General features: G+C 69.6%; 25 protein-coding genes. 20 read left to right on the plus strand and 5 right to left on the minus strand.

Annotation, left to right across the window (positions count from 1 at the left end; translation table 11 throughout):
- The first annotated feature begins 14 nt into the window (after nt 1-14).
- From ACG00Y_RS13305 to ACG00Y_RS13365, 13 genes are all read left to right on the plus strand, one after another.
- Nucleotides 15-341, plus strand: coding sequence for a type II toxin-antitoxin system VapB family antitoxin (locus ACG00Y_RS13305; protein WP_394479511.1), 327 nt, complete (start codon nt 15-17; stop codon nt 339-341).
- A complete protein-coding gene (vapC, locus tag ACG00Y_RS13310; protein WP_394479512.1) occupies nt 328-738 on the plus strand; it encodes a type II toxin-antitoxin system VapC family toxin in 411 nt (136 codons plus the stop codon). The genes ACG00Y_RS13305 and vapC overlap by 14 nt, the downstream gene beginning before the upstream one ends.
- Nucleotides 739-742: 4 nt before the next feature.
- Nucleotides 743-1,942: an alpha/beta hydrolase family protein gene (locus ACG00Y_RS13315; protein WP_394479514.1), complete on the plus strand. Its 1,200-nt coding sequence runs from the start codon at nt 743-745 to the stop codon at nt 1,940-1,942.
- Entirely contained in the window at nt 1,939-2,733 is a 795-nt protein-coding gene (locus ACG00Y_RS13320) for an enoyl-CoA hydratase/isomerase family protein (protein ID WP_394479516.1), read from the plus strand. Before ACG00Y_RS13315 ends, ACG00Y_RS13320 begins: the two co-directional genes overlap by 4 nt.
- Before the next feature lie 4 nt (nt 2,734-2,737).
- Complete coding sequence (locus ACG00Y_RS13325; RefSeq protein ID WP_394479518.1) at nt 2,738-3,241, plus strand: hypothetical protein; 504 nt, start codon at nt 2,738-2,740, stop codon at nt 3,239-3,241.
- Complete coding sequence (locus tag ACG00Y_RS13330; RefSeq protein ID WP_394479519.1) at nt 3,238-3,852, plus strand: DUF4126 domain-containing protein; 615 nt, start codon at nt 3,238-3,240, stop codon at nt 3,850-3,852. Before ACG00Y_RS13325 ends, ACG00Y_RS13330 begins: the two co-directional genes overlap by 4 nt.
- Nucleotides 3,849-5,129 (plus strand): adenosylmethionine--8-amino-7-oxononanoate transaminase, encoded by a 1,281-nt coding sequence (gene bioA, locus ACG00Y_RS13335; protein WP_394479521.1) that lies wholly within the window; start codon nt 3,849-3,851, stop codon nt 5,127-5,129. Before ACG00Y_RS13330 ends, bioA begins: the two co-directional genes overlap by 4 nt.
- Nucleotides 5,116-6,330 carry an 8-amino-7-oxononanoate synthase gene (locus ACG00Y_RS13340; RefSeq protein ID WP_394479523.1) on the plus strand — a complete coding sequence of 405 codons (1,215 nt, stop codon included), beginning with the start codon at nt 5,116-5,118 and terminating at the stop codon, nt 6,328-6,330. Before bioA ends, ACG00Y_RS13340 begins: the two co-directional genes overlap by 14 nt.
- A complete protein-coding gene (bioD, locus tag ACG00Y_RS13345) occupies nt 6,327-7,001 on the plus strand; it encodes a dethiobiotin synthase (protein WP_394479525.1) in 675 nt (224 codons plus the stop codon). Before ACG00Y_RS13340 ends, bioD begins: the two co-directional genes overlap by 4 nt.
- Nucleotides 6,998-8,035: a biotin synthase BioB gene (gene bioB, locus ACG00Y_RS13350; RefSeq protein ID WP_394479527.1), complete on the plus strand. Its 1,038-nt coding sequence runs from the start codon at nt 6,998-7,000 to the stop codon at nt 8,033-8,035. Before bioD ends, bioB begins: the two co-directional genes overlap by 4 nt.
- 1 nt (nt 8,036) lies before the next feature.
- Entirely contained in the window at nt 8,037-8,240 is a 204-nt protein-coding gene (locus tag ACG00Y_RS13355; protein ID WP_394479528.1) for a hypothetical protein, read from the plus strand.
- Nucleotides 8,241-8,329: 89 nt separating this feature from the next.
- The gene (locus ACG00Y_RS13360) at nt 8,330-10,312 is read left to right on the plus strand and encodes an acetyl/propionyl/methylcrotonyl-CoA carboxylase subunit alpha (protein ID WP_394479530.1); all 1,983 of its coding nucleotides are present in this window, start codon (nt 8,330-8,332) and stop codon (nt 10,310-10,312) included.
- A gap of 3 nt (nt 10,313-10,315) precedes the next feature.
- The gene (locus tag ACG00Y_RS13365; protein WP_394479532.1) at nt 10,316-11,224 is read left to right on the plus strand and encodes a hydroxymethylglutaryl-CoA lyase; all 909 of its coding nucleotides are present in this window, start codon (nt 10,316-10,318) and stop codon (nt 11,222-11,224) included.
- A gap of 161 nt (nt 11,225-11,385) precedes the next feature.
- Here ACG00Y_RS13365 and ACG00Y_RS13370 read toward each other — a convergent pair whose 3' ends face one another.
- The 4 genes from ACG00Y_RS13370 to ACG00Y_RS13385 all read right to left on the minus strand — a co-directional run bounded on the left by ACG00Y_RS13370 (nt 11,386) and on the right by ACG00Y_RS13385 (nt 14,995).
- Nucleotides 11,386-12,738: a patatin-like phospholipase family protein gene (locus tag ACG00Y_RS13370; RefSeq protein WP_394479534.1), complete on the minus strand. Its 1,353-nt coding sequence runs from the start codon at nt 12,736-12,738 to the stop codon at nt 11,386-11,388.
- Nucleotides 12,739-12,772: 34 nt separating this feature from the next.
- On the minus strand, nt 12,773-13,300 hold the full coding sequence (locus ACG00Y_RS13375; protein ID WP_394479536.1) for a nuclear transport factor 2 family protein: 528 nt from the start codon (nt 13,298-13,300) through the stop codon (nt 12,773-12,775).
- A gap of 102 nt (nt 13,301-13,402) precedes the next feature.
- Nucleotides 13,403-14,047: an NADPH-dependent F420 reductase gene (locus tag ACG00Y_RS13380; RefSeq protein WP_394479538.1), complete on the minus strand. Its 645-nt coding sequence runs from the start codon at nt 14,045-14,047 to the stop codon at nt 13,403-13,405.
- A gap of 84 nt (nt 14,048-14,131) precedes the next feature.
- The gene (locus ACG00Y_RS13385; RefSeq protein ID WP_394479540.1) at nt 14,132-14,995 is read right to left on the minus strand and encodes a pirin family protein; all 864 of its coding nucleotides are present in this window, start codon (nt 14,993-14,995) and stop codon (nt 14,132-14,134) included.
- Between the two features lie 105 nt (nt 14,996-15,100).
- On the opposite strand from ACG00Y_RS13385, the gene ACG00Y_RS13390 reads away from it, so the two are divergent.
- Entirely contained in the window at nt 15,101-16,030 is a 930-nt protein-coding gene (locus ACG00Y_RS13390; RefSeq protein WP_394479542.1) for a LysR family transcriptional regulator, read from the plus strand.
- Nucleotides 16,031-16,144: 114 nt separating this feature from the next.
- Here the strand turns inward: ACG00Y_RS13390 and ACG00Y_RS13395 are convergent, their stop codons facing one another.
- Nucleotides 16,145-17,527, minus strand: coding sequence for an aminotransferase-like domain-containing protein (locus tag ACG00Y_RS13395; protein WP_394479544.1), 1,383 nt, complete (start codon nt 17,525-17,527; stop codon nt 16,145-16,147).
- 301 nt (nt 17,528-17,828) lie between these two features.
- On the opposite strand from ACG00Y_RS13395, the gene ACG00Y_RS13400 reads away from it, so the two are divergent.
- From ACG00Y_RS13400 to ACG00Y_RS13425, 6 genes are read left to right on the plus strand one after another with little or no spacing between them, the layout of a single operon-like run.
- Nucleotides 17,829-18,311, plus strand: a complete 483-nt coding sequence (locus ACG00Y_RS13400; protein ID WP_394479546.1) for an MSMEG_0572/Sll0783 family nitrogen starvation response protein — start codon at nt 17,829-17,831, stop codon at nt 18,309-18,311.
- A complete protein-coding gene (locus tag ACG00Y_RS13405) occupies nt 18,311-19,300 on the plus strand; it encodes a Nit6803 family nitrilase (protein WP_394479548.1) in 990 nt (329 codons plus the stop codon). The genes ACG00Y_RS13400 and ACG00Y_RS13405 overlap by 1 nt, the downstream gene beginning before the upstream one ends.
- Nucleotides 19,293-20,417 carry an MSMEG_0568 family radical SAM protein gene (locus ACG00Y_RS13410; protein ID WP_394479550.1) on the plus strand — a complete coding sequence of 375 codons (1,125 nt, stop codon included), beginning with the start codon at nt 19,293-19,295 and terminating at the stop codon, nt 20,415-20,417. The genes ACG00Y_RS13405 and ACG00Y_RS13410 overlap by 8 nt, the downstream gene beginning before the upstream one ends.
- A 2-nt stretch (nt 20,418-20,419) precedes the next feature.
- On the plus strand, nt 20,420-20,986 hold the full coding sequence (locus ACG00Y_RS13415; RefSeq protein WP_394479552.1) for an MSMEG_0567/Sll0786 family nitrogen starvation N-acetyltransferase: 567 nt from the start codon (nt 20,420-20,422) through the stop codon (nt 20,984-20,986).
- Between the two features lie 3 nt (nt 20,987-20,989).
- Entirely contained in the window at nt 20,990-22,009 is a 1,020-nt protein-coding gene (locus tag ACG00Y_RS13420; protein WP_394479554.1) for a sll0787 family AIR synthase-like protein, read from the plus strand.
- Entirely contained in the window at nt 22,006-23,202 is a 1,197-nt protein-coding gene (locus ACG00Y_RS13425; RefSeq protein WP_394479556.1) for an MSMEG_0565 family glycosyltransferase, read from the plus strand. Before ACG00Y_RS13420 ends, ACG00Y_RS13425 begins: the two co-directional genes overlap by 4 nt.
- Nucleotides 23,203-23,213 lie beyond the last annotated feature (11 nt).

Genomic DNA, 23,213 nt, shown 5'->3' on the forward strand with positions numbered 1-23,213 from the left:
ATTCCATACACATCATGCGCACAAACATCGACATCGACGACGACCTGATGGCTCGCGCCATGGCGGCCGGACCGTTCAAGACGAAAAAGGAAGCGGTGGAAGCGGGCCTCGCGCTACTGGAACGCCAAGCCGCCTACCGCGAGATCCTGAAGTGGAAGGGCAAGCTGCAATGGGGCTGGGACGACAGTGAGCCGCGCCTGGACGGCCAGCCCAATATCGTCAGCATCGGCGAGCCCGAGGCGGCGTATCGGGCCAAACCCGCCACCAAGCCAGCAGCAAAGGCACCCGTGATGCCAGCGGCCAAAGCGGCACCGAAACCACCGCGCCATGGTCGTCGTTGACAGCAGCGTCTGGATCGACCTGTTCGCCGGTCGCGAAAACGGCGCCACGGCTGCGCTTGAACAGCTGCTGAACGACGGCCAGACCCGCCTCGTTCTTCCCGACCTCGTGCTGTTCGAGGTGCTGCGCGGCTTTCGCAGCGAGGGCGATCTGCGTATTGCGCGTTCGTTGCTGTCCACCCTGCCCACCGAATCCACCGGCGGCGCCGATCTCGCCCACAGCGCAGCAGACCAGTACCGCCGCCTGCGCCGCCTGGGCCTGACGATCCGCAGCGGCATCGACTGCCTGATTGCCACCTTCTGCATCGAGCGCGATTTCGCCTTGCTGCACCGTGACCGCGATTACGACGCCTACGCCGACCACCTCGGCCTGCAAGTCTGGCCTCACCTGGACCACTGACCCCTTGACCGCACCACACCTCGTCCGCTTGCTCTGCTTGCTGGCCACGCTGGCTGCAGGCTTGGCGCAGGCCCAGGCCCAGGTCCCCGAGCGCCTGCAGGCCGATGTGCGCGAAGCCATCGTGCGCGTGCCGGCCCGCGTGGAAGACGCCTTTGGCAAACCCGCCGAGGGCGAGTTGCTCGTCACCACATTCCGCCCGGCCGGGCCGGGACCGTTCCCGCTGGCGGTCATCAGCCATGGACGCGACCCCGACAAGCGCGCCGAGTACAGGCGGCCGCGCTACGAGTCGGCCGCGCGCTACTTCGTGCGCAAGGGCTTTGCGGTGGCCGTGCCGCTGCGCCTGGGCTATGGCGTGCTCGCCAGCGCGGGTGACCCGGAGAACAGCGTGTCCTGCGACGCGCCACGCTTCGGCAGCGCACTGCACGCCGCCGCGCAGCAGATCCTGGCCGTGCGTGACTTCATGTCCCGTCAGCCCGACATCGATGCCAGCCGCACCGTGCTCTTGGGCGTGTCCGTGGGCGGCATCGCCACCATCGCGGCCACGTCGGCGCATGCGCCGGGTCAGGTCGCCGCCATCAACTTCGCCGGCGGGCATGGCGGCAATCCCGAAAAGCGCCCGGGCAGTCCTTGCCAGAGCGACCACCTGCGCCGCCTCTACCGCGCCTACGCCGAGGACAACGCCCGCGTGGCGCCGGCCACACCGACGCTGTGGGTCTATGCCGAGAACGACAGATACTTCGGCCCCAACCATGCAAGCCGCTGGGCCCGCGCCTATGCCAATGCCGGCGGCGCCGTGGACCTGCGCGTACTGCCTCCGTTCGGCGAGGACGGGCACGCCCTGTTCACCGCCGGCAACGACGTCTGGCAGCCGCTGGTCGACGAGTTCCTGAAGCCGCTGGGCTTTGAGCAGCCCGGTAGCGTCGCCGCACCTGCGCCGGTGCTGGCGCTGACCGGAGACGCCAGCCCGCCGCCCGGTTCCAAACCCACGCAGATCGCCGGCTTCCAGAAGTTTCTGACCACCAAGTCGCCACGCGCCTTCGCGTTCGACGGCAACGGCCATTGGGGCTATGCCAACGGCGACGATGCGCGCTCGCGCGCGCTGGCCCGCTGCCGACGCAACATCCGCAACGAAGACGACGGCACGCCGGCCTCGACCTGCCACCTCTACGCAGTCGACGACGCAATCGTCTGGAGCACGCCATGACGCCCCATCTCACACTGACCCGCCACGGCCCTGCTGGCCACATTGCCCGCGTCACGCTGAACCGCCCCGAGGTCCGCAACGTCTTCAACGAGGTGCTGATCGATCAGCTGACGCACACCTTCACGACGCTGGGTCAGGACGACACACTGCGCGCCATCGTCCTTGCCGCCGAGGGCAAGGCCTTCTGCGCCGGGGCCGACCTGAACTGGATGAAGGCCATGGCTGGTTACTCATGGGAAGAGAACCACGCCGACGCGACGCGGCTGGCCGACATGCTGTGGGCCATCTACAGCTGCCCGGTGCCGGTCATCGCGCGCGTGCAGGGCGATGTCTACGCGGGCGGCGTGGGGCTGGTGGCCTGCGCAGATGTTGTCGTCGCGGTGGACACGGCGGGCTTCTGCCTGAGTGAAGCCAAGCTGGGCCTGCTGCCCGCCACCATCGGCCCATACGTCGTCAAGGCGCTGGGCGAGCAGGCCTCGCGGCGCTACTTCGTGACGGCGGAGCGGTTCGCTGCCGACGAGGCCAAGCGCCTGGGCCTCGTGCATGAAGTCGTCACGACCGACGCTTTGGACGCCAAGGTCGACGAACTGACGACGGCCATCGCCGCCAACGGCCCAGCCGCCGCGCGAGCCTGCAAGCAACTCGTCAAGGATGTAGCCGACCGCCCCATCACGGCCGAGCTGCGCAACGACACGGCCCGACGCATCGCCGACATCCGCGCCAGCGCCGAGGGCCGCGAAGGGGTGCAGAGCTTCCTCAGCAAGAGCAAGCCGTCCTGGCTGGCAAGCTGACGCCATGGCCATCCTCAACTACAGCTTCTCGCTGACGGCGCCACCGGCCCCGCGGCCGCAGGAACGGCAGTCCCGCGCCTACTCGGAGTTCCTGCTCGACCTGGCGCCCAAGTGGCGCGAAGTTCCGACCGACGAAGACAACTCGCTGACCTTCCAGTCCGACGACGACGGCGCCGTGATCGTCATCGCCGTGGACTTCTTCGACATCCCCGACGACCAGGCCCAGGCGCTGGCCGAGCAATGCGTCGACAGCCGCATCGACGCCATCCGCGCAGCCAGCCAGGCGCCGTTGCAGGTGCTGCTGCGCGACGTCAAGCCGCGCACCGGCGGCGGCGGGCTGGAGATGTCCTTCGTCGCGGATGCCGAGGGCGAGCCTGTGCACCTCTACCTGGGCTATGTCACCGCGCGCAAGATCCTGAGCTTCTCCATGGTCTGCCAGCCCGGCCGGCAGGAGGCGGCGGCGCTGTTCAACGCGACGGTGCCGGGTTTTCGGCCGCGCCTGCCATGACGAACATCGACGCCATTCAGCTGATCGCCCTCGCCGCCGCCCTCGGCTGGGCCAGTGGCCTGCGGCTGTACTTGACCGTGCTGCTGGTCGGCATCGCCGGGCACTTCGGCTGGGTGCCGCTGCCGCCGGGGCTGCAGGTGCTGGCGTCGCCGCTGGTCATGGGCTGCGCGGGCTTCATGGCGCTGGTCGAGTTCCTGGCCGACAAGATCCCGCTGGTCGACAGCGCCTGGGATGCGCTGCACACGCTGATTCGCATCCCCGCCGGAGCGGCCCTCGTGGCCGGGCTGGTGAGCGGCTGGGCGGGCGACCACGGCACGGCCTGGGGCGTGGTCGCGGCGCTGCTGGGCGGCGGCCTGGCCGCCACGGCGCATGCGGCCAAGGCCAGCACGCGCGCGGCGGCCAACACCTCGCCCGAACCCTTTTCCAACCTCGGCCTGTCGCTGGCCGGCGACCTGGCCGTGCCGACGATGCTGTGGCTGGCCTGGGCGCATCCCTTCGTCTTCTTCCCGCTGCTGGCGCTGGCGCTCGTCGTCATGGCCACGCTGATCTGGTTCTGCTTCAAGTTCATCCGCGCGCTGGTCCGCCGCGTGCGCCGCCCCTCCCCCGCATGACTTCTCTCCAAGAGCGCAGCCGCGCCGCCGTCTGGCACCCCTGCACGCAGATGGCCCGCCTGGCCGATGTGCCGCCCCTGCCCATCGCCCGCGGCGACGGCCCCTGGCTGTTCGACACCGACGGCCGGCGCTACTTCGACGCCAACTCGTCGTGGTGGGTCAACCTGTTCGGCCACAGCGACAAGCCTCTGCATGATGCGATCAAGGCCCAGTTGGACACGCTGCCGCACGTGATGCTGGCCGGCTGCACGCATGAGCCCGCCGTGCGGCTGGCCGAGCGCCTGTCTGCCCGCACCGGCGGGGTGCTAGGCCACGCGTTCTTCGGCAGCGATGGCGCCAGCGCCGTCGAGATCGCGCTGAAGCAGAGTTTTCATTCCTTCAAGAACCGGGGTCGACCCGAAAAGCGCGAGTTCGTCTGCCTCAAGAACAGCTATCACGGCGAGACGCTGGGCGCGCTGAGCGTGACCGACGTGCAGGTCTTCCGCGACGCCTACGACCCGCTGCTGATGCGGGCGCACATCGTCGCGTCGCCTGATGGGCGGCTGGGCAACGAGGCCGAGGCTTTGGCAGCGATGCGCACGCTGCTGGCCGAGCGCCACGCTTCAATAGCCGCTGTCATCGTCGAGCCACTGATTCAGGGCGCGGCGGGCATGGTCATGTATTCGCCGGCCTACCTGAAGGGCCTGCGCGAGCTGACGCGCGAGTTCGGCGTGCATCTGATTGCCGACGAGATTGCCGTGGGCTGCGGCCGCACCGGGACCTTCTTCGCGTGGGAACAGACAGGCGCCGAGTGGCCCGACTTCATCCTGCTGTCCAAGGGCATCACTGGCGGCACGCTGCCGCTGTCGCTGGTGCTGACAACGGACGACGTGTTCGCCGCCTTCTGGAGCGAGGACGTGACGCGAGGCTTTCTGCATTCGCATTCGTACACCGGCAACCCGCTTGCCTGCGCGGCGGCCAATGCGGTGCTGGATCGCTTCGATGCTGGGCAACTCGATGCGAACCGCGTGCAAGCCGAAGCGCTGACCCGCGCCTTTGCGCCGCTCACGTCGCGTGTGACCCACCTGCGCCAACGCGGCATGATCCTGGGCTTCGATGTGCCCGATGCGCCCCCGCGCTTTGCCGAACGTTTCCACCTCGCCGCGCGCGAACGCGAGCTGCTGATCCGCCCGATCGGCTCGACCGTCTACCTGATGCCTCCCTACCTGATCGACGACGCGACTGCGGCCTTCCTGGCCGATGCCGTGTCGAAGACCTTGAACGATGTCCTTGCTTGATCACCTGAGCACCAAGCTCAACGCCCTCGCCGCGCAGAGCCTGACCCGCAGCCTGCGCCGCGCCGACTCTCGAACCGCACCCCGCCAGACCATCAACGGCCGCGAGCTGCTGATGTTCTGTTCCAACGACTACCTGGGCCTGGCCGCAGAGCCCGCCATCGCCTCGGGAATAGCCGAAGGCGCGCGGCTGTGGGGTGGCGGCTCGGGCGCGTCGCCGCTGGTCAGCGGCCACAGCGCCGCGCACGAGGCCGTCACCGACACGCTGGCCCGCTGGTATGCGCCGCACATCCCGCAGGCGCGTGCGCTTGGCTTCTGCACCGGCTACATGGCCAACCTCGCCGTCGTCACGACGCTGGGTGACGAGCACACCGAGATCTTTTCGGAGCAGCTCAACCATGCGTCGCTGATCGACGCGGCACGGCTCGCGAAGGCCAAGGTCACGCGCTACGGCCATGCCGACGTGGCGGGCCTGCGCGCACTGCTGTCGGCCAGCACGGCCAAGGTCAAGCTCATCGTCACGGACGCCGTCTTCAGCATGGACGGCGACCTAGCGCCGCTACCCGGCCTGCTGGCGCTGGCCGAGCAGTTCGACGCGTGGCTCATCGTCGACGACGCCCACGGCTTTGGCGTGCTGGGCGAGCGCGGTCGCGGCTCGCTGGAGCACTTCGGCCTGCACAGCGAACGCCTGATCCTCGTTGGCACGCTGGGCAAGGCCGCCGGCCTGGCCGGCGCCTTCGTCGCGGCCCACGCCACCATCGTCGACTACCTGCTGCAGTCCGCCCGCAACTTCATCTTCTCGACCGCATCGCCGCCGGCCATCGAGCATGCGCTGCTGACGAGCTTCGCGCTCATCGATGGGACCGTCGGCAGGCAGCGCCGCGCCAACCTCGTCGCGCTTCAGGCCCGCCTGCGCGACGGCCTGAAGTCACTCATCGACCACCACCCGCGCCTAGGCTGGCAACTGACCGACTCGGCCACGCCCATACAGCCCCTCATCGTCGGCGGCAACGCCGAGGTCATGGCCCTGGCCGCCGCGCTGGAGAGTGCAGGCCTGCGCGTGCCCGGCATCCGCCCGCCCACGGTTGCCGCCGGCACGGCGCGGTTGCGCATCACGCTGTGCGGCACGCACACGGCGGCCGATGTGGACGAGTTGCTGAGCGCGATGGAACGCGCCGCTTCAGCACAGGAGCGGGCTGCGTGAAGGGCTTCTTCATCACCGGCACCGACACCGAGATCGGCAAGACCTTCGTCACCGCCGCGCTGACCCGTGCCCTCGCCGCGCATGGGTTGCGCGTCGCGCCAATCAAGTCCCTGGCGGCTGGTCAAGAGTTCGTCGATGGCCGCTGGGTCAACGAGGACGTGGCGACGCTGCTCGCGGCTCAGAACCTCGACCTGGCCGACGCCGACATCGGCCCGCTGCAATTCCGCGAGCCCTGTGCGCCGCACATCGCCGCCCGACTCGAAGGTCGCAGCATCGAGCGTGAACCGCTGCTGACCGCCATCCGCGCCACGGCAGCACGCGCCGACCTCGCCCTCGTCGAAGGCGTCGGCGGCTTTCGCGTGCCGTTGAGCGGCACCTGGGACACCGCTGACCTGGCCGTCGACCTGGGCCTGCCCATCGTCCTCGTCGTGGGCCTGCGCCTGGGCTGCATCAACCATGCGCTGCTGACCGCCGAGGCCATCCGCGCCCGGGGCCTGAGGCTGGCTGCCTGGGTCGCCAACACCGTCGACCCGCACCAGCCACATGTCGCCGACAATCTCGCCTCGCTCCAGGCCGGCCTGAAAGCACCCCGCCTCGGCCACCTGCCTCGACTTTCCGACCCGCTGGCCGCGCCAGCCTGTCTAGACATCTCAGCATTGCTCACCGCATGAACCAGATCCAGACCCTCACCCCGACCGCCGACGCCGACCGCCGCCAGGCCAAGCCCTGGACCGTGAGCGAGATCGCGGCGCTGTTCGAGCTGCCCTTCAACGACCTGCTGTTCCGCGCACAGACCGTGCACCGCGAGCACTTCGATGCCAACGCGGTGCAGCTGTCCACGCTGCTGTCCATCAAGACCGGCGGCTGCGAGGAGGACTGCGCCTACTGCCCGCAGTCGGCCCACTTCGACACCGGCCTGAAGGCCGAGAAGCTGATCCCGCTGCAGGAGGTCATGGAAGCCGCCCGCGCCGCCAAGCAGAACGGCGCGACGCGCTTCTGCATGGGCGCCGCCTGGCGTTCGCCCAAGCCGCGCCACCTGGAAGCCATCGGCGAGATGATTTCCGAAGTGAAGGCCCTGGGCCTGGAGACCTGCCTGACGGCCGGCATGCTGGAAGACGGCCAGGCCGAACAGCTGAAGGAAGCGGGGCTGGACTACTACAACCACAACCTCGACACCGCGCCCGAGTTCTACGGCCAGATCATCACGACGCGCACGTATCAAGACCGCCTGGACACGCTGGACCGCGTGCGCCAGCAAGGCCTGAAGGTCTGCAGCGGCGGCATCGTCGGCATGGGCGAGACGCGCCGCCAGCGCGCCGGCCTGATCGCCCAGCTTGCCAACCTGGACCCCTACCCCGAGAGCGTGCCCATCAACAACCTCGTGCAGGTGGAAGGCACGCCGCTGGCCGGCGTGGCGCCGCTGGACCCGCTGGAGTTCATCCGCACGATTGCCGTCGCCCGCATCACGATGCCGCGCGCCATGGTGCGCCTGTCCGCCGGCCGCGAGGAGATGCCCGAGACCATGCAGGCGCTGTGCTTCCTGGCCGGTGCCAACTCCATGTTCTACGGCGACAAGCTGCTGACGACGAGCAACCCGCAGGCCGAGAAGGACCGCGCGTTGCTGGAGCGGTTGGGGATGCGCTGCTCGACGGAATCGGGCCTGGCGTCGGACGCTGCGGCCAAAGTCGAACTCTGCACACACTGACATGAAGCAAGCCCTCCTGTTGATCGCCGTCCTCGCCCTGTCCGGCTGCGCCTTCGTCTACGACCAGGTGCAGGACATCGCGCAGGCGAAGTGCGCCAATCTCGGCAACGCCCAGGAGCAACGCGCCTGCGAGAAGCGCAACGCGCCGGCCTACGACGACTACGAGGCGCGCCGCAAGCGCCTGAAGGAAGGCAAGCCGGGCTGACCGGCGCCGACCCGTTTCATCAGCGCCAGTGACCCTGGCCATGCCTGAACAACCCTGTAGAAGGTTCACGAGACCGGAGACAAGAAGAAATGTTCAAGAAGATCCTCATCGCCAACCGGGGTGAAATCGCCTGCCGCGTGGCGGCAACGGCGAAGCGCCTCGGTATCCAGACGGTCGCCGTCTATTCCGACGCCGACCGCGACGCCCAGCATGTGCAGGCCTGCGACGAGGCCGTCCACATCGGCGGCCCGGCGCCGCGCGACTCGTACCTGCAGTGGCAGCGCATCCTCGCCGCCGCCCAGGCCACGGGCGCGCAGGCCGTGCACCCGGGCTACGGCTTCCTCAGCGAGAACGAGGCCTTCGCGCAGGCCTGTGCCGATGCCGGCCTCGTCTTCATCGGCCCTCCGCCGTCGGCCATCCTGGCGATGGGCCTGAAGGCGGAGTCCAAACGGCTGATGGAAGCGGCCGGTGTGCCGCTGGTGCCGGGCTATCACGGCGCCGACCAGGACTCCGCGCTGCTCAAGCGCGAGGCCGGGCGCATCGGCTACCCCGTGCTCATCAAGGCCAGTGCCGGTGGCGGTGGCAAGGGCATGCGGGCGGTCCACAGCGCCGACGAGTTCGACGCGGCGCTGGCCTCCTGCAAGCGCGAGGCCATCAACAGCTTTGGCGACGACGCCGTGCTGATCGAGCGCTATGTGCAGAAGCCCCGCCACATCGAGATCCAGGTGTTCGGCGACTCGCATGGCGACTGCGTCTACCTGTTCGAGCGCGACTGCTCCGTGCAGCGCCGCCATCAGAAGGTGCTGGAGGAAGCGCCCGCGCCGGGCATGACGGCTGAGCGCCGCGCACAGATGGGCGAGGCGGCCGTGGCCGCCGCGAAGGCCGTGGGCTACGTTGGCGCCGGCACGGTCGAGTTCATTGCGGAACAGGACGGTCGCTTCTATTTCATGGAGATGAACACGCGGCTTCAGGTCGAGCATCCGGTGACGGAAGCGATCACCGGCCAGGACCTGGTGGAGTGGCAACTGCGCGTCGCCTCGGGCGAGCCGCTGCCGCTCAAGCAACACGAGCTGCGCATGCTGGGCCACGCCATCGAGGCGCGCATCTGCGCGGAGAACCCCGATGGCGGCTTTCTGCCCGCCACCGGCAGGCTGGACGTGGCGCGCTGGCCAGCGCACGTCGCGTTCCAGCGTGGCACCGTCCGGATTGATGCCGGCGTGCGCGAGGGCGACGCCATCAGCCCGTTCTACGACTCGATGGTCGCCAAGCTCATCGTCTGGGGCGAGGACCGCGCGCAGGCGCTGGCCCGGCTGGACCTGGCGCTGCGCGACACGCACATCGTCGGCCTGCAGACCAACGTCGCCTTCCTGCGCCGCTGTGCGGCCACGGCGTCGTTCTCGAACGCGGACCTGGACACCGGCCTCATCGAGCGCGAGCGCGCCGTGCTGTTCGACCAGCCGGGCCTGCCGCTGCGCATCAGCGCCGCCGCCGTCGTCGCGCACAAGCTGGCCGTCGAGGGCTCGACCCAAGGCGCCGACCCGTGGAGCGCCCGCGATGGCTGGCGCCTGTTCGGCTCGGCCACGCGGCGCTTCGACCTGGAGGCCGGTGGCACGCACCACGAGGTGCTGCTGTCGCGCCACCACCGGGGCGGCATGACGCTGACGATCGGAGGCGAGGAGATCGAGTTCGCCGTGCAGTCGAGCGATTCCGAGACGCATGAACTCTTCCTCGGCGAGGAACGCATTCGCGTGAAGACCTACGCCCAGGGCGAGCGCGTCGCCGTCTTCGCCGCTAACGGCTCCGCCGTGCTGACCGAGGTGGACCTCATCGCCCACGCCGGCGACGGCCCCGCCGAGGGCGGGCGGCTGACGGCACCCATGCCCGGCAAGCTCATCGCCTTCCTCGCCCGTGCCGGCGACACCGTCACCAAGGGCCAGCCGCTGGCCGTCATGGAGGCGATGAAGATGGAGCACACCATCAGCGCGCCGCGCGACGGCAAGGTGGCGGAGCTGTTGTTTGCGGTCGGGGACCAGGTCGGCGACGGCGCCGAACTCCTCAAGCTGGAGGCCTGAGCCATGGCCCTCCCTGCTCACGTCAAGCTCCTCGACGTCGGCCCCCGCGACGGGCTGCAAAACGAGAAGGAGAACGTCTCCACCGAGCACAAGGCGCAGCTCGTCGCGCTGCTGCAGGACGCCGGCCTGAAGGAGATCGAGGTCACCAGCTTCGTGTCGCCCAAGTGGGTGCCGCAGATGGGCGATAACACCGCCGTGATGGCGGCCATCGCCCGGCGTGCCGATGTGCGGTATTCGGTGCTGGTGCCCAACCTCAAGGGGCTGGAGCCGGCGTTGGCCTCAAAGCCCGACGAGATCCTCGTCTTCACCGCCGCCAGCGAGGCCTTCACGCAGAAGAACATCAACTGCTCCATCGCCGAGAGCCTGGAGCGGTTCGCCCCGGTCATTGAAGGCGCGCATGCGGCTGGCGTGAAGGTGCGGGCGGCGCTGTCGTGCGCGCTGGGTTGCCCCTACGAGGGCGACATCAGCGCCGACCAGGTCGAGGCCGTCGTCAAGCCGCTGCGCGCGCTCGGCGTGGACGCCATCGACATCGCCGACACCATCGGCGTGGGCACGCCGCGCAAGGTACAGGCGGCGATGGAGCGGGCGTTGAAGCACTTCCCGGTCGCCGAGGTGTCGGGCCACTTCCACGACACGTATGGCCAGGCGCTCACCAACATCTACGCCAGCATTGAACTGGGCATCCACAGCTTCCACGCCAGCGTGGCAGGCCTCGGCGGCTGCCCCTATGCCAAGGGCGCGACGGGCAATGTCGCGACGGAGGACGTCGTCTTCATGCTCAACGGCCTCGGCATCGAGACCGGCATCGACCTGGACAAGCTGGTCGACGCCGGCGCCTTCATCTCCAACGTGCTGGGCCGCCCGCCGGTGTCGCGGGTGGCGCGGGCCGTGCTGGCCAAGCGGGGTGGCTGAGGGCGGCTGATGTCGGTCGGCGTGATCGCCTCGGCGCTCAGCGCTCGGCCACGGCCACGGCCACGGCCTGTCATTTCCGAAAGACCGTTTCGCGCAAGCGCAGCCGCCATCGTGGCGCCTGGCACTGCACGTGTGTTCGATGAGCAGGCGTGTTGGCGAGTTCACTGGGTCAGCTTCAAGTCTTCCAGCAACCCGGCCAGCTCCGGTGATCGATGAAAGATGCGGCGACCGGCCTCGACCAAGCGTCGTATGTCGGCTGGCGGTAGGCTGAGCGCCGTGGGCAGCCGGCCAAGGTCTTGCAGTTCGGGCTCGAGGCCTGCGGCCTGCAGGCTGACCTCGATGTAGTAGGTGCGCAGTGGCCTGTCGCCGGCGCCGGGCGGCTCCTGCGACCAGCGCGTGAGTGCCTCACGCAGTTGCTCCTGCGAGTCGCTGGAATAGCGGCCCAGCGGGATATCGGCCACGGCCCGCGCGACGCGAAAGACCGAGGGCACGTCCGCTGAACGATCGGCATCGTTGCCCGCCTGACCTTCGGCGTTGACGACGATGAACACGAACGAGCGCATGCCCTCCAGGCCGCCGTCCTCGGCGACCGCACGCAGGCTGCCGCGCACGGCCACCGATTCCAGCGGGCCGCGCGTGGCGAGGTTGTCTGACAGGCCACCATCCAGCAGGTGGATGTAGGGGCGCTGCGCCTTGTCCAGGTAGCTGATCGTCTGGCGCGTCAGCTGCGCACGTTGGCGGTTGCCGAGCAGGCTGTACATGTCGATGTTGCCGACGTGCGGACAAGGGGCGGCATGGTTGCGCAAGGTGATGGGCGACAGCGCGATCGGCACCGCCGCCGACGCAGCCACGGCCGTGGCCAGCTTCAGGCTGCCGAGGTCGGAACACAGCAGGTCGAACGGGTCCTGCAGGAACTCGAAGCGCGAGCCCTGGGACATGTCCGTGGCGCCGATCACCACCAGGGGCCGGCTGCCCCGGCGCAGGACATCGGCATAGCGCGTGCCCTCGAAGACCTCGCGGTCCAGGAACTCGGCGAGCACGTCGCCCCGACCGAAGCGCGGCGAGAACATCCAGCCCCACTGACGGGGCGCGAGCAAGTCGTCGACGAAGGCCAACTGGAGGTCGCGCATCAGGACCTGGTCGAAGAACGCGGGGAACATCGCGTCGCCCTTCATCGCGAGGTAGCCTGCGGCCAGGCTGCCGCCGGACACCGCGCTGACGATGTCCAGTTCGTCGAACAGGCTGCGGCGCCGGCCGTCGAGTTCGACGGTGGTTTCGCGCATCGCCTGCAACACGCCGTAGGCCAGTGCCGCGGCTCGCGCACCGCCGCCCGAGAACGAGGTCGCCACGAAGAGGGCGTTGCCGTTCTCCGGCGTGGCGGGCAGGGCCCGCATGCGGTAGCCGGGCTGCGGCGCAGCGGTCTGCAGCGGCGCGTTGTAGTCGGGGCGGACGCTGCTGCAGGCGCTCAGCAGCGCGAGCGTGCACGCCACGATGGGGGTGGCTGCCCGGTTCATGCGTGCACGCGGCAGGGTTCGGCGTTCGGAGACTTCAGAACTTGGCGCCGCTCATGGCCGCCATGAAGGCCTGCGGGTTGAAGTACTCGCGGTAGTTGACGATCAGCCCGTTGCGGACGGTCACCACGGTGGCGTAGCTCAGCTCGTAGGGGTTGCCATTGCTGATCACGCGGCCAGAGACGCTCCACTCGGCGATGGCCACACTGGGGCCATCGGTGGCGTGGATCTTCATCGTCGGCAGGGACTTGATGTCGATGGCCTTCGGGTAGTCCTTCAGGAAGGCGTAGATGGCTGCGCGGCCGACGATCTTCCTGGCCGAGGGGTCCGGCGAGAACGGCAACTCGACGATGACGTTCTCGTCGCACAGCTCAGACCAGCCTTTCATGTCCTTGGCGAGAAAGAGCTCCAGGGCGCGCTTGAGCACTTGCGATGCCGTCGGGCCTTGGCCCACGCTCTGGGCTTGCGCGGGTGCAGCGAGTGCTGCGATCGCCAACGTGGCTGCTGTCATCAGTTGCCGACGGCCGGTACCCGTGCCGAGGCTTTGCTTTTGGTCTGCGTTCATAGGTGTGTTCATGGATGAATCCTTGGAGGCGGAGATGGCGGTAGAGGCCCTTGGCGCGATGAACTGACGCAGCAAGCGCGCATCAGCCCTGCGATACGAGGCTCAAATCTTGATGAAGTTGGTGGCAGACAGGCTGCCAAAGGGCAACTGCGACAGCTGGCCGCCGGCCACCAGCGAGCCGAGGTCCACCGGGAAGTAGCCGATGGCTTCCAGCACCTGGCGCACGGCCTGCTTGGCGTCGGCGTCGTCGCCGGCATAGAACTGCACGCGCTGGCCGCCGGACGCCTCGGGCTGCGCCAGCACGTTCACGTCCAGGTGGTTCAGTGCCTTGACGACACGGGCGCCGGGCAGCATGTCGCGGACCACTTCGCTCGACGAGCGGCCGCCCAGATCGATGGCCTTGATGCCGTAGGCGGCCAGCGGGTTGCTCGGGTCCTGGGCGTCGGGCGAGTTGGGGTCCAGGAACTCGACGGGGTTGGTGCCGTCGATGACGATGCGGTTGTTCCAGGCCGGCAGACCCTTCAGGGCGGTGCCCAGGTCGGTCCAGCGCACGGCGATCAGCACGATGTCGGCCGAGGCCGCTTCTGCGACGGTGCCGGCGGTGATGGAGCCGCCCAGTTCCGCCACCAGCGGCGCCAGCGACTCGGGGCCGCGGCGGGTGGAAATGATGGCTGCAATGCCCTTCTTGGCGAGCGCCCGGGCCACGTTGCTGCCGAGTGCGCCGGAACCGATGATGCCGATGGTCATGATGTTGTCTTTCGTTGGGTTGGGGTTGGAGGAAACGTTCAGGGGGAGCTGCGCAGGTGCTTGCTGACGCCTGCGCGTCGTCAGTCAGCCGAGCAGGCCTGCAGCCCGCAGGCTCGGCCCGATGCGGCGAATCTCGGCTTCGCCACGCGCCAGCGCGGCGGCGCTGGTGTGCACGGAGTACGTGCCCATCACCAGCGGATGCGGGTGCGGCACGGCAGAGCCCAGCACGAAGCGCGTGTCGGCGTCTGCGATGAAGTCGATGGCTGTTTCTGACGGGGCGAAGCTGACGAGCTCGCCGGTCGCAATGGGCTCGCCGGCCCGCAGCCGCCCGCTGGCCACCGCCACCCAGGCCACGGTGTGCCCGGCAGGCGGCGTGTAGCGCCAACGTTCACCCTGCGCCAGCGTCACCGAGAGATAGGTCATCTCTGACGGCGCCTCGACAGCACTGCGCGCCGTGCCGTAGCGGCCCAGCAGCACCCGCGCCGGGCCCACCTGCGGCACGTCGGACGGCGCCAGATACCGGCTGAATGCCGGTGCGCTTTCCAGCGCGGCGGGCAGCGCCACCCACAGCTGAAACCCTTGACCGGGCTGGTCGCCCACCGGTTCGCCGGTGTGCCACACGCCGCCGCCGGCCTGCATCCATTCCACGCCACCTGCGGGCAGCACACCGGCCTGGCCGGTGCTGTCGGCATAGCGCACGTCGCCCTGGGCCATGAAGGTCAGCGTGGCGATGCCGGAGTGCGGGTGCATGCCGAAGCGCGTCTGGCCATGCTGTGCATTGAAGTTCACCAGGTCCAGGAAGATGAAGGGCTTGAGGCTCTGGCCCAGGTCGCCAGGGCTCATCAGGCGGGTGACGGGTCCGTGCGTGCGGCCCCGGGTGCGGTGCACCACCGCGCGGCTGGCATTCGCCAGCGCGGCAGGGACTTCGGTGGTGGGAGTGGAGGACATCGGCTGGCTGTGTTGATTCGATGGCCGAAGCTTAGAAACGTCAGCTTTGCGCGACTAGCCGGCACAATCGGATTGCACTCGTCCAACTTTGAAATTAATCGTGCCATGCTCGACCTCAACGATGTCGCCGTCTTCGTGCATGTCGTGCGCTACGGCAGCTTTGCCGAGGCCGCGCGGCGCCTGGGCATCCCGCCCAATACCTTGAGCCGCCGGGTGCAGCAGCTCGAAGCGCAGCTGGGCACGCGGTTGATGCAGCGGTCCACGCGCAAGCTGTCGCTGACCAGTGCAGGGCAGGATTTCCATGACCGCTGCGCCGACGCGGTGGAAGGCCTGGTCGACGCGGGCCAGGCCTTGATGTCCGGCAACGAAGCGCCCAGCGGGTTGGTGCGAGTGGCCGCACCGGCCGACTTCTTCGACTTTTTCCCGATGGAATGGCTCGTCGACTTCCTGGCCCAGCACCCGCAGGTTCGCGTGGACTTCGTGCTCAGCGATGCGAGTGCGGACCTGATTGCCGACCGCATCGATGTCGCGATCCGCGGCGGTGTCCTGGAAGACTCCAGCCTCATCGCGCGCCGGGTGCTGGACGCCGGGCTGGATGGCCTGGTGGCCAGTCCGGCCTACATCGCAGCGCGTGGCACGCCAGCGACCTTGCAGGACCTCGCCGCCCACGACTGCCTGGTCTTCGCACACCCCAGCGGACGTGCGACCTGGCAGCTGTCAGCGCAGGACGGCAGCGACGCCGAAGTGCAGGTGGCGGGCCGGCTCAGCGGCAACACCGTGCAGGTGCTGCGCAAGGCCGCGCTGGCCGGGCTGGGCATTGCGCTGCTGCCGTCGACGATGACGCGGCGGGAACTGCGGGCCGGTCTGCTGGTGCCGGTGCTGCCGCAGTTCACCCGAAAGGGCCATGGTGTGCACCTGGTGTACGCCAGCCGCCGGCACCTGCCCTCCGCCGTGTCGGCCTTCATCGAACTGGTGGCCGCCAGGCTCGGCGACTTCCAGGACCTGCCGATGAAGACGCCTGGAACGCCGGCCTGATGCGGGCTGCGCGCGACGCGAAAGTCGACTCAGGATCGAAAGCTGCCGGCAGGCAGGTCTGTCACAAGGGGCGGCAGTGGCCGTGGGCTGGCGCGCTGTGGGCGCACGCTTGCCTCAGCCCGCCGCTCGCCCACCCAACGCCGCCACCACCGCCTGCAGCGCCCGCCCGCAGTCATCCCGGTTGAGCCCGCCGCCCAGGCACAGGCGCAGGCCTTCGGGCGGCTGCCGGTCGGTGCAGAAGGCGCTGGCGGCCACGGCGGCAATGCCCAGCTCGCGCAGCGCGTTCGCTATCGCACTGGCCGAGGACTCGGGGCCGGCGGCCTCGGGCAGCGGCAGCCAGCAGTGAAAGCCGTTGGGCTGCGTGTGCACGCCGAACGCGCCCAGCCGCTCCCGCATCAGCGCGCTGCGCCAGCCGCATTCGGTGCGCACGGCCGCCAGCACCTGGGCGGCGTGCCCCTGCTCCAGCCAGCGCGAGACGACGGCGTTGATGAAGGGGGACGCCATCACCGTCGTCGCCCGCAGCGCGCCGGCCAGGCGCTGGTGCGCCGCCACCGTCGGTGACAGCACATAGGCCACGCGCACGCCCGCACCCAGCCACTTGGACAGGCCGCTGACGTAGTAGGTCACCGCACCCGCAAAGTCGGCCAGCGCGGGCGGCGTGGCGGCGGGGAGCATGCCGTAGGCGTCGTCTTCGATGATGGGCACGCTGTAGCGCAGCGCAATGTCGGCGATCTGCTCGCGGCGCTGGATGGGCAGCGTGGCGGTGGTGGGGTTATGCAGGTTGGGGCACAGGTAGAGCGCGCCCACCGGCGTGCTCTTGCAAGCCGCCTCGAACTCCTCGGGGATGAGGCCGCGCTCGTCCATCGCCAACGGCAGCAGTTGCGTGCCCAGCTGCGCCGCAATCGCCTTCATGCCCGGGTAGGCCAGGCTCTCCACGCACAGGCTCTGCCCGGGCTTGACGAGCAGGGACACGAGCGCGAGCAGCACCGCATGGATGCCGGGCGCGATCAGCACGCGCTCCACCGCCGCGTCGGGCACCCACTGCGCCAGCCAGTGGGCGGCCAGCGCGCGGTCATGGGCGGTGCCGCCGAAGTCCTGGTAGCGCATCAGGTCGTGCAGCGGCGTCTGCGCGACGGCCTCAGCGCCGCTTGCCTGCAGCGCCTGCATGGCGGGGTGGTCCTCGATCTCGGGCGGCATGTTCATCGTCATCTCGGCGCCCGTGCCGGCGCGCAGCGGCAGGCCGATGAAGGAGCCGCGCACATACGAGCCCATGCCGGGGCGCGATGCGATCAGCCCGCGCTCCCGCGCCTGCGCAAAGCCGCGCACGACGGTCGTGTAGTTCAGCTGCAGCGTGCTGGCCAGCGCGCGCAGCGGCGGCAGGCGTTCGCGCGGCACCAGCCGTCCCTGCTGCAGATCCTCGGCAATCAGCTCGGGAATGAGCTGGTACGCCGGCAGCCCGCTGTTGCGGATGCGGGCGATCCAGTGCGTGAAAGGCATGGCCCAGTGTGCCTGTCGCACGGGCTGATTTGACGGGTTTGCTCCGTCGCAGCGGGGCCCCCGCGTTGCACACCGGCCATTGATCGGGTGCATTGATTGCATGGCCCTGCTGCGTTGCGGTGCGCGCCGCCGGCCGCCGCGCCTGCACGTCCGCAACCCTCCACCCGGCCGCGACGCCCGTTTGATCGCATGTTGATCGCCCGGCAGCTGCACCCCATGGCATGTGATTCGCAATGAAGCGACTGTCCGGCGCGCTTTCACCCCACGGCAGCCGGCTCCACCGCAACCCAAGAGGACTCCCATGCCCAAGGTCACCCACCCCGCCGCCCAGAAGGGCGATTTCCTGGTCGACTACGAAGAGAAGGTGTTTGAGGACGTCAAGGCCGAGCCCGGCGAGAAGGCCTTGGTGACTTTCCACACCGTGGCCTTCGAAGGCTCCATCGGCTTCGTCAACCTGCTGCAGGCGACAAGGCTGCAACGCAAGGGCTACGACACCTCCATCCTGCTCTACGGCCCCGGCGTCACGCTGGGCGTGAAGCGCGGCTTTCCCAAGCTGGGCGACGCAGCCTTCCCCGGCCACCAGAACTTCAACGAGCAGATCACCAAGTTCATCGCCGAGGGCGGCAAGGTCTACGCCTGCCGCTTTGCGCTGCAGGCGCTGTACGGCCACGGCGAAGGCGCGCTGATCGAAGGCATCCGGCCGATCAACCCGCTGGACGTGCTGGACGTGGTGCTGCTGCACAAGAAGGCCGGCGCGGTCATCATCGACACCTGGACCCTGTGATGCCGGCGCCGAAGACGGTCCGCGCCGCCGCCGCCCAGATCTCCCCCGATCTGGACAGCGCCGACGGCACGCTCGCCCGCGTGCTGGAGACCGTGCGCGAGGCTTCGCGCAAGGGCGTGGAGCTGATCGTCTTCCCCGAGACGCTGCTGCCCTACTACCCTTATTTCTCCTTCGTGCAGCCGCCGGTGCAGCAAGGCCCGGCCCACCTGCTGCTGATGGAGCGCGCACCGACCGTGCCGGGGGCTATGACCGACGCGGTCTCGGCCGCAGCGCGGGAGGCCGGCATGGTGATCGTGCTGGGCGTCAACGAGCGCGACCACGGCAGCCTTTACAACACGCAGCTGATCTTCGACGCCGACGGCCGCCTGCTGCTCAAGCGCCGCAAGATCACGCCGACGTATCACGAGCGCATGGTCTGGGGCCAGGGCGATGGCGCGGGCCTGACGACCGTGGCCACGCGCGTGGGCCGCGTCGGCGCGCTGGCCTGCTGGGAGCACTACAACCCGCTGGCCCGCTACGCGCTGATGGCGCAGCACGAGGAGATCCACTGCGCGCAGTTCCCCGGCTCGCTGGTGGGCCAGATCTTTGCGGACCAGATGGGCGTGACCATCCGCCACCACGCGCTGGAGGCGGGCTGCTTCGTCGTCAACGCGACGGGCTGGCTGCGCGAGGAGCAAGTGCGCGCCATCACGGCCGACGAGAAGCTGCAGGGGGCGCTGCGCGGGGGCTGCCACACAGCAATCATTTCGCCGGAGGGCAAGTACCTCGCGGAGCCGCTGACCGAAGGCGAGGGCCTGGTGATTGCCGACCTCGACATGGCGCTGATCGCCAAGCGCAAGCGAATGATGGATTCGGTGGGCCACTACGCGCGGCCCGAGCTGCTGAGCCTGGCGATCCGCCGGGACGCCAACAGCACCACGCTGCCCTGGCCCGGCGCCGCCGCGCAAGAAGCCACCCTCCCCTTGCCCGAAGGAGCACCCCATGACTGAAGCCCTGGCGCTGCCCGCGGCCTCGCGCGCGCTGATGACCGAGCTGCAGTCGCAAGGCCTGCGGCTGCTCGACCCCGGTGCCGGCGCCGCCAGCCGCCGCGGCGGCGCCGGCCCGTCGGACCACAAGGCCGTGACGGTGGACGGCGTGACGCTGATGGTGCCGGTGCACACGCATACCGCCTTCAGCTCGCCCTTTGTCGCCGATGCGCCCGGGCCGGACGGCCGCAGCGTGCTGCGCCGGGGCAGCATCCCGATTGCCAGCGTCAGCTTCCCGCGCCAGCCGCGCTTCTATTCGCGCAGCACGGCGGACGGCATCGCCTACTCGCAGATCGCCACGCTACACGGCGCTGACGTTCTGGCCACCACGGTGCTGCAGACCTGCATCCGCTACGAGAGCCGGCGCAAGGCCTGCAAGTTCTGCGCGATCGGCCAGTCGCTCGCGGCAGGCCGCACGATTGCGCACAAGACACCGGCACAGCTGGCCGAGGTGGCCCAGGCCGCCGTCGAGCTGGACGGTGTGAAGCACATGGTGATGACCACCGGCACGCCGCCTACGCCGGACCGGGGTGCGAAAGTGCTGTGCGACAGCGCCGAGGCCATCCGCGCAGCGGTGGACCTGCCGCTGCAGGCGCAGTGCGAACCGCCCGACACCGATGCATGGTTCCAGCGCATGAAGGACGCGGGTGTCGACACGCTGGGCATGCACCTGGAAGTCATCGGCGACGACCTGCGGCGCCAAATCCTGCCCGGCAAGGCCGAGGTGCCGATGGCGCGCTATTGGGACGCGTTCGGCGCGGCCGTCGACGTGTTCGGCCGCGGCCAGGTCAGCACCTATCTGCTGGCCGGCCTGGGCGACAGCGCCGAGCTGCTGCTGGCCACCAGCGAGCGTCTGCTGGCGCTCGGCGTCTATCCCTTCGTCGTGCCCTTCGTGCCGATCAGCGGCACGCCGCTGGAAGACCGCCCTGCCCCCGATGCCGAGTTCATGCGCAGCGTGCTGGAGCCGCTGGGCCGGCTGGTGGCCGACGCCGGCCTGCGTGCCGGTGACATCAAGGCGGGCTGCGGCCGCTGCGCCGCCTGCTCGACGTTGTCGCGCTACGAGACGCCGCTGGCGGCCTGACCATGCAACTCCACACCCTCCACTCTCAGCCCTGGTGCGAGCTTGATGCGTCGTACACACCGCAGGAGTTCCGCATCCAGTGGGCCAGCGACCCGTGGATGGCGCGCGAGGCGCTGGCGCTGCGCCGGCAGGTGTTCTGCGAGGAACAGGCGCTGTTCGCGCACGACGACGCGGATGCCATCGACCGCGAGCCCAGCACGCGTTCCCTCGTTGCCGTCACCTGCCTGGCCGGCGAGGCCGACGAGGTGATCGGCACGGTGCGCATCCACCAGGCCGCGCCCGGCGTGTGGTGGGGCTCGCGCCTGGCCGTGCGGGCCGACTGGCGCACGCACAAGCGCCTGGGCACCAGCCTGATCCGTCTGGCCGTGACCAGCGCGCACGCTCTCGGCTGCGAAGAATTTCTCGCCCATGTGCAGGGGCAGAACGTGCCGCTGTTCGAGCGGCTGCACTGGCAGTCGCTGGAACAGCTTGAGCTGCACGGCAAGCCGCACGCGCTGATGCGCGCCTCGCTGGCGCACTACCCGCCGTGCACGACGCCTTATGCGGGCTTTGTGCTCACTCAGGGTTAGGCGATGACGCATCTGGCCCAACTCGCCGACGCACTGCGCAACAGCCGCGGCTTTCGCCACAAGCGCGACATCGCGGCGGTACTGCCGCAGCTCAGCGGCATTGCCGGCATCACGACAGTCCCCAACGGCGACGACTGCGCGGTGCTGCCCGACCCCACCGGCGACGGCCATCTGCTGCTGGCCATCGAGGGGCTGATGCAGGACTTCGTCACCGCGACGCCCTGGTTCGCCGGCTACAGCGGCGTGATGGTCAACCTCAGCGACATCGCCGCCATGGGCGGCCGGCCGGTGGCCGTGGTGGATGCGCTGTGGGCCGGCGACGCCGACGTGGCGCAGCAGCTGCTGGCCGGCATGCAAAGCGCTTGCGAGCGCTACGGCGTGCCACTGGTGGGCGGCCACAGCAACCTGCGCGCGGGGGCCGGCCAGCTGGCCGTGGCCGTGCTGGGGCGCGCCCGGCGGCTGATCAGCAGCTTTAGCGCGCAGCCGGGCGACCGCATCCTGATGGCCATCGACCTGCGCGGGCAGTGGCAGGACGGCCAGCCGTTCTGGAACGCATCGACGGCCGCCCCGCCCGAGCGCCTGCGCGCCGACCTGGCGCTGCTGCCGCAGATTGCCGAGGCCGGCCTGTGCGACGCCGGCAAGGACATCAGCATGGCCGGCGTGCTGGGCACGCTGCTGATGCTGCTGGAGTGTTCAGGCGTTGGCGCGCATGTGGACCTGGCGCGGCTGCCGCTGCCGGCCGGCACACCCGGCTGGCACGAGAACGGCGCGTTCGACGCCCACCTGCGCTGGCTCAGCGCCTTCCCGAGCTACGGCTACCTGCTCAGCGTGCGCGAACCTCAAGCCGCAGCCATACAGCAAGTATTCGAGTCGAACGGCATTGCCTGCGCCGACATCGGCACCGTGCAACCCGGCAGCCGGCTCACGCTGCAGCTCGGCGAGGCACGAACGACCTTGTGGGATCTGGGCGCCGAGCCCTTCATCGGCGCGGCGCCCGTCGTCCAGCAAAGGCCCGCCGCATGAACATCGCGCTGCTGACCCATTCCGTGCGCCCGCGTGGCGGCGTCATCCACACGCTGGAGCTGGCCGGCGCGCTGCAGCGGCGCGGCCACCGCGTGACGGTGATCGCGTCGGCGGAGCGCGGCGAGTCCCTGTTCCGCACGACGGCGTTTCCGGTCCAGGTCATCCGCCTGCCGGTGCTCGGCGGTGACCTCGTGCAGCAGGTGAGCCAGCGCATCGACGCGCTGGTGCAGGCCTTGCCGGCGCTGCTGCAGGCCGGCCGCTTCGACCTGCTGCATGCGCAGGACAGCCTGAGCGGCAATGCGCTGGCGCTGCTGCGCGCCCAGGGCCTGCCACTGCCGCGCTGGCTGCGCACCGTGCATCACCTGGACGTCTTCGCGCAGGACACGCTCAACCGGTGGCAGGAGTTCGCCTGGCGCTCGGCCGACGGCGTGGCCTGCGTCAGCAATACCTGGTGCGCGCACTTTCGCGAGCACTTTGGCGTGACGGCGGAGCGCGTGTTCAACGGCGTCGACCTCGGCCGCTATCGCATCGCCGCCGATGCGGGCGACGCGCAGCGCCTGAGCGAGCTGGGGCTGGATGAAGCCGGCGGTCCGGTCTGCCTGCTGGTGGGCGGCGTGGAGGAGCGCAAGAACACGGTGCGCCTGCTACACGCCTTCGCCCGGCTGCGCCGCGACGACCCGGCCTGGGCCGACGCGCGCCTCGTCATCGCCGGCGGCGCCAGCATGCTGGACCACATCGCCGCGCGCATGGCCTGGCAGCAGGCGCTCGCCGAGCTGGGCCTGGCCGAGGGCCCCGGCCAGCCCGTGCTGCGCACCGGCCCGCTGCCCGACGAGGCCTTGCCCGCGCTGATGCGCCGCGCCGACGTGCTGGCCATGCCCTCGCTGGTCGAAGGTTTCGGCCTCGTCGCGCTGGAAGCGCTGGCCTGCGGCACGCCGGTGCTGGTATCCAACCGCCCGCCCTTCACCGAGCATCTGCACGACACGCCGAGCGTCGCCTTGTGCAACCCGGAGGACATCGCCTCCATCGCCGCCGGCCTGCAGACCGCAGCGCGCATGCCCAGGCTGACGACACCGCCGCCGGTCAGCGTCGCCCACTCGTGGGAGCGCAGCGCCGCCGTGCACGAGGCCTGGTACCGGCGCGCGCTGAGCACATCACCCGATGTGCAGAACCACACCCTGTCCTTTTGCCTCTGAGCACGCCATGC

It is taken from the genome of Pelomonas parva (genome assembly GCF_043555835.1).
GTDB lineage: Bacteria > Pseudomonadota > Gammaproteobacteria > Burkholderiales > Burkholderiaceae_C > Pelomonas > Pelomonas parva.

What these genes read in the sequence shown, in the direction of transcription:
- ACG00Y_RS13355 (WP_394479528.1), top strand. Translation starts at nt 8,037, where the DNA reads ATGAAGCAAGCCCTCCTGTTGATCGCCGTCCTCGCCCTGTCCGGCTGC.
- ACG00Y_RS13375 (WP_394479536.1), bottom strand. Translation starts at nt 13,300, where the DNA reads ATGAACGCAGACCAAAAGCAAAGCCTCGGCACGGGTACCGGCCGTCGG.
- ACG00Y_RS13405 (WP_394479548.1), top strand. Translation starts at nt 18,311, where the DNA reads ATGCCGGCGCCGAAGACGGTCCGCGCCGCCGCCGCCCAGATCTCCCCC.
- ACG00Y_RS13320 (WP_394479516.1), top strand. Translation starts at nt 1,939, where the DNA reads ATGACGCCCCATCTCACACTGACCCGCCACGGCCCTGCTGGCCACATT.
- ACG00Y_RS13360 (WP_394479530.1), top strand. Translation starts at nt 8,330, where the DNA reads ATGTTCAAGAAGATCCTCATCGCCAACCGGGGTGAAATCGCCTGCCGC.
- ACG00Y_RS13340 (WP_394479523.1), top strand. Translation starts at nt 5,116, where the DNA reads ATGTCCTTGCTTGATCACCTGAGCACCAAGCTCAACGCCCTCGCCGCG.
- bioA (WP_394479521.1), top strand. Translation starts at nt 3,849, where the DNA reads ATGACTTCTCTCCAAGAGCGCAGCCGCGCCGCCGTCTGGCACCCCTGC.
- vapC (WP_394479512.1), top strand. Translation starts at nt 328, where the DNA reads ATGGTCGTCGTTGACAGCAGCGTCTGGATCGACCTGTTCGCCGGTCGC.
- ACG00Y_RS13425 (WP_394479556.1), top strand. Translation starts at nt 22,006, where the DNA reads ATGAACATCGCGCTGCTGACCCATTCCGTGCGCCCGCGTGGCGGCGTC.
- ACG00Y_RS13330 (WP_394479519.1), top strand. Translation starts at nt 3,238, where the DNA reads ATGACGAACATCGACGCCATTCAGCTGATCGCCCTCGCCGCCGCCCTC.
- ACG00Y_RS13370 (WP_394479534.1), bottom strand. Translation starts at nt 12,738, where the DNA reads ATGAACCGGGCAGCCACCCCCATCGTGGCGTGCACGCTCGCGCTGCTG.
- ACG00Y_RS13385 (WP_394479540.1), bottom strand. Translation starts at nt 14,995, where the DNA reads ATGTCCTCCACTCCCACCACCGAAGTCCCTGCCGCGCTGGCGAATGCC.
- ACG00Y_RS13410 (WP_394479550.1), top strand. Translation starts at nt 19,293, where the DNA reads ATGACTGAAGCCCTGGCGCTGCCCGCGGCCTCGCGCGCGCTGATGACC.
- ACG00Y_RS13325 (WP_394479518.1), top strand. Translation starts at nt 2,738, where the DNA reads ATGGCCATCCTCAACTACAGCTTCTCGCTGACGGCGCCACCGGCCCCG.
- ACG00Y_RS13305 (WP_394479511.1), top strand. Translation starts at nt 15, where the DNA reads ATGCGCACAAACATCGACATCGACGACGACCTGATGGCTCGCGCCATG.
- ACG00Y_RS13380 (WP_394479538.1), bottom strand. Translation starts at nt 14,047, where the DNA reads ATGACCATCGGCATCATCGGTTCCGGCGCACTCGGCAGCAACGTGGCC.
- ACG00Y_RS13415 (WP_394479552.1), top strand. Translation starts at nt 20,420, where the DNA reads ATGCAACTCCACACCCTCCACTCTCAGCCCTGGTGCGAGCTTGATGCG.
- bioB (WP_394479527.1), top strand. Translation starts at nt 6,998, where the DNA reads ATGAACCAGATCCAGACCCTCACCCCGACCGCCGACGCCGACCGCCGC.
- ACG00Y_RS13365 (WP_394479532.1), top strand. Translation starts at nt 10,316, where the DNA reads ATGGCCCTCCCTGCTCACGTCAAGCTCCTCGACGTCGGCCCCCGCGAC.
- ACG00Y_RS13400 (WP_394479546.1), top strand. Translation starts at nt 17,829, where the DNA reads ATGCCCAAGGTCACCCACCCCGCCGCCCAGAAGGGCGATTTCCTGGTC.
- ACG00Y_RS13420 (WP_394479554.1), top strand. Translation starts at nt 20,990, where the DNA reads ATGACGCATCTGGCCCAACTCGCCGACGCACTGCGCAACAGCCGCGGC.
- ACG00Y_RS13390 (WP_394479542.1), top strand. Translation starts at nt 15,101, where the DNA reads ATGCTCGACCTCAACGATGTCGCCGTCTTCGTGCATGTCGTGCGCTAC.
- ACG00Y_RS13395 (WP_394479544.1), bottom strand. Translation starts at nt 17,527, where the DNA reads ATGCCTTTCACGCACTGGATCGCCCGCATCCGCAACAGCGGGCTGCCG.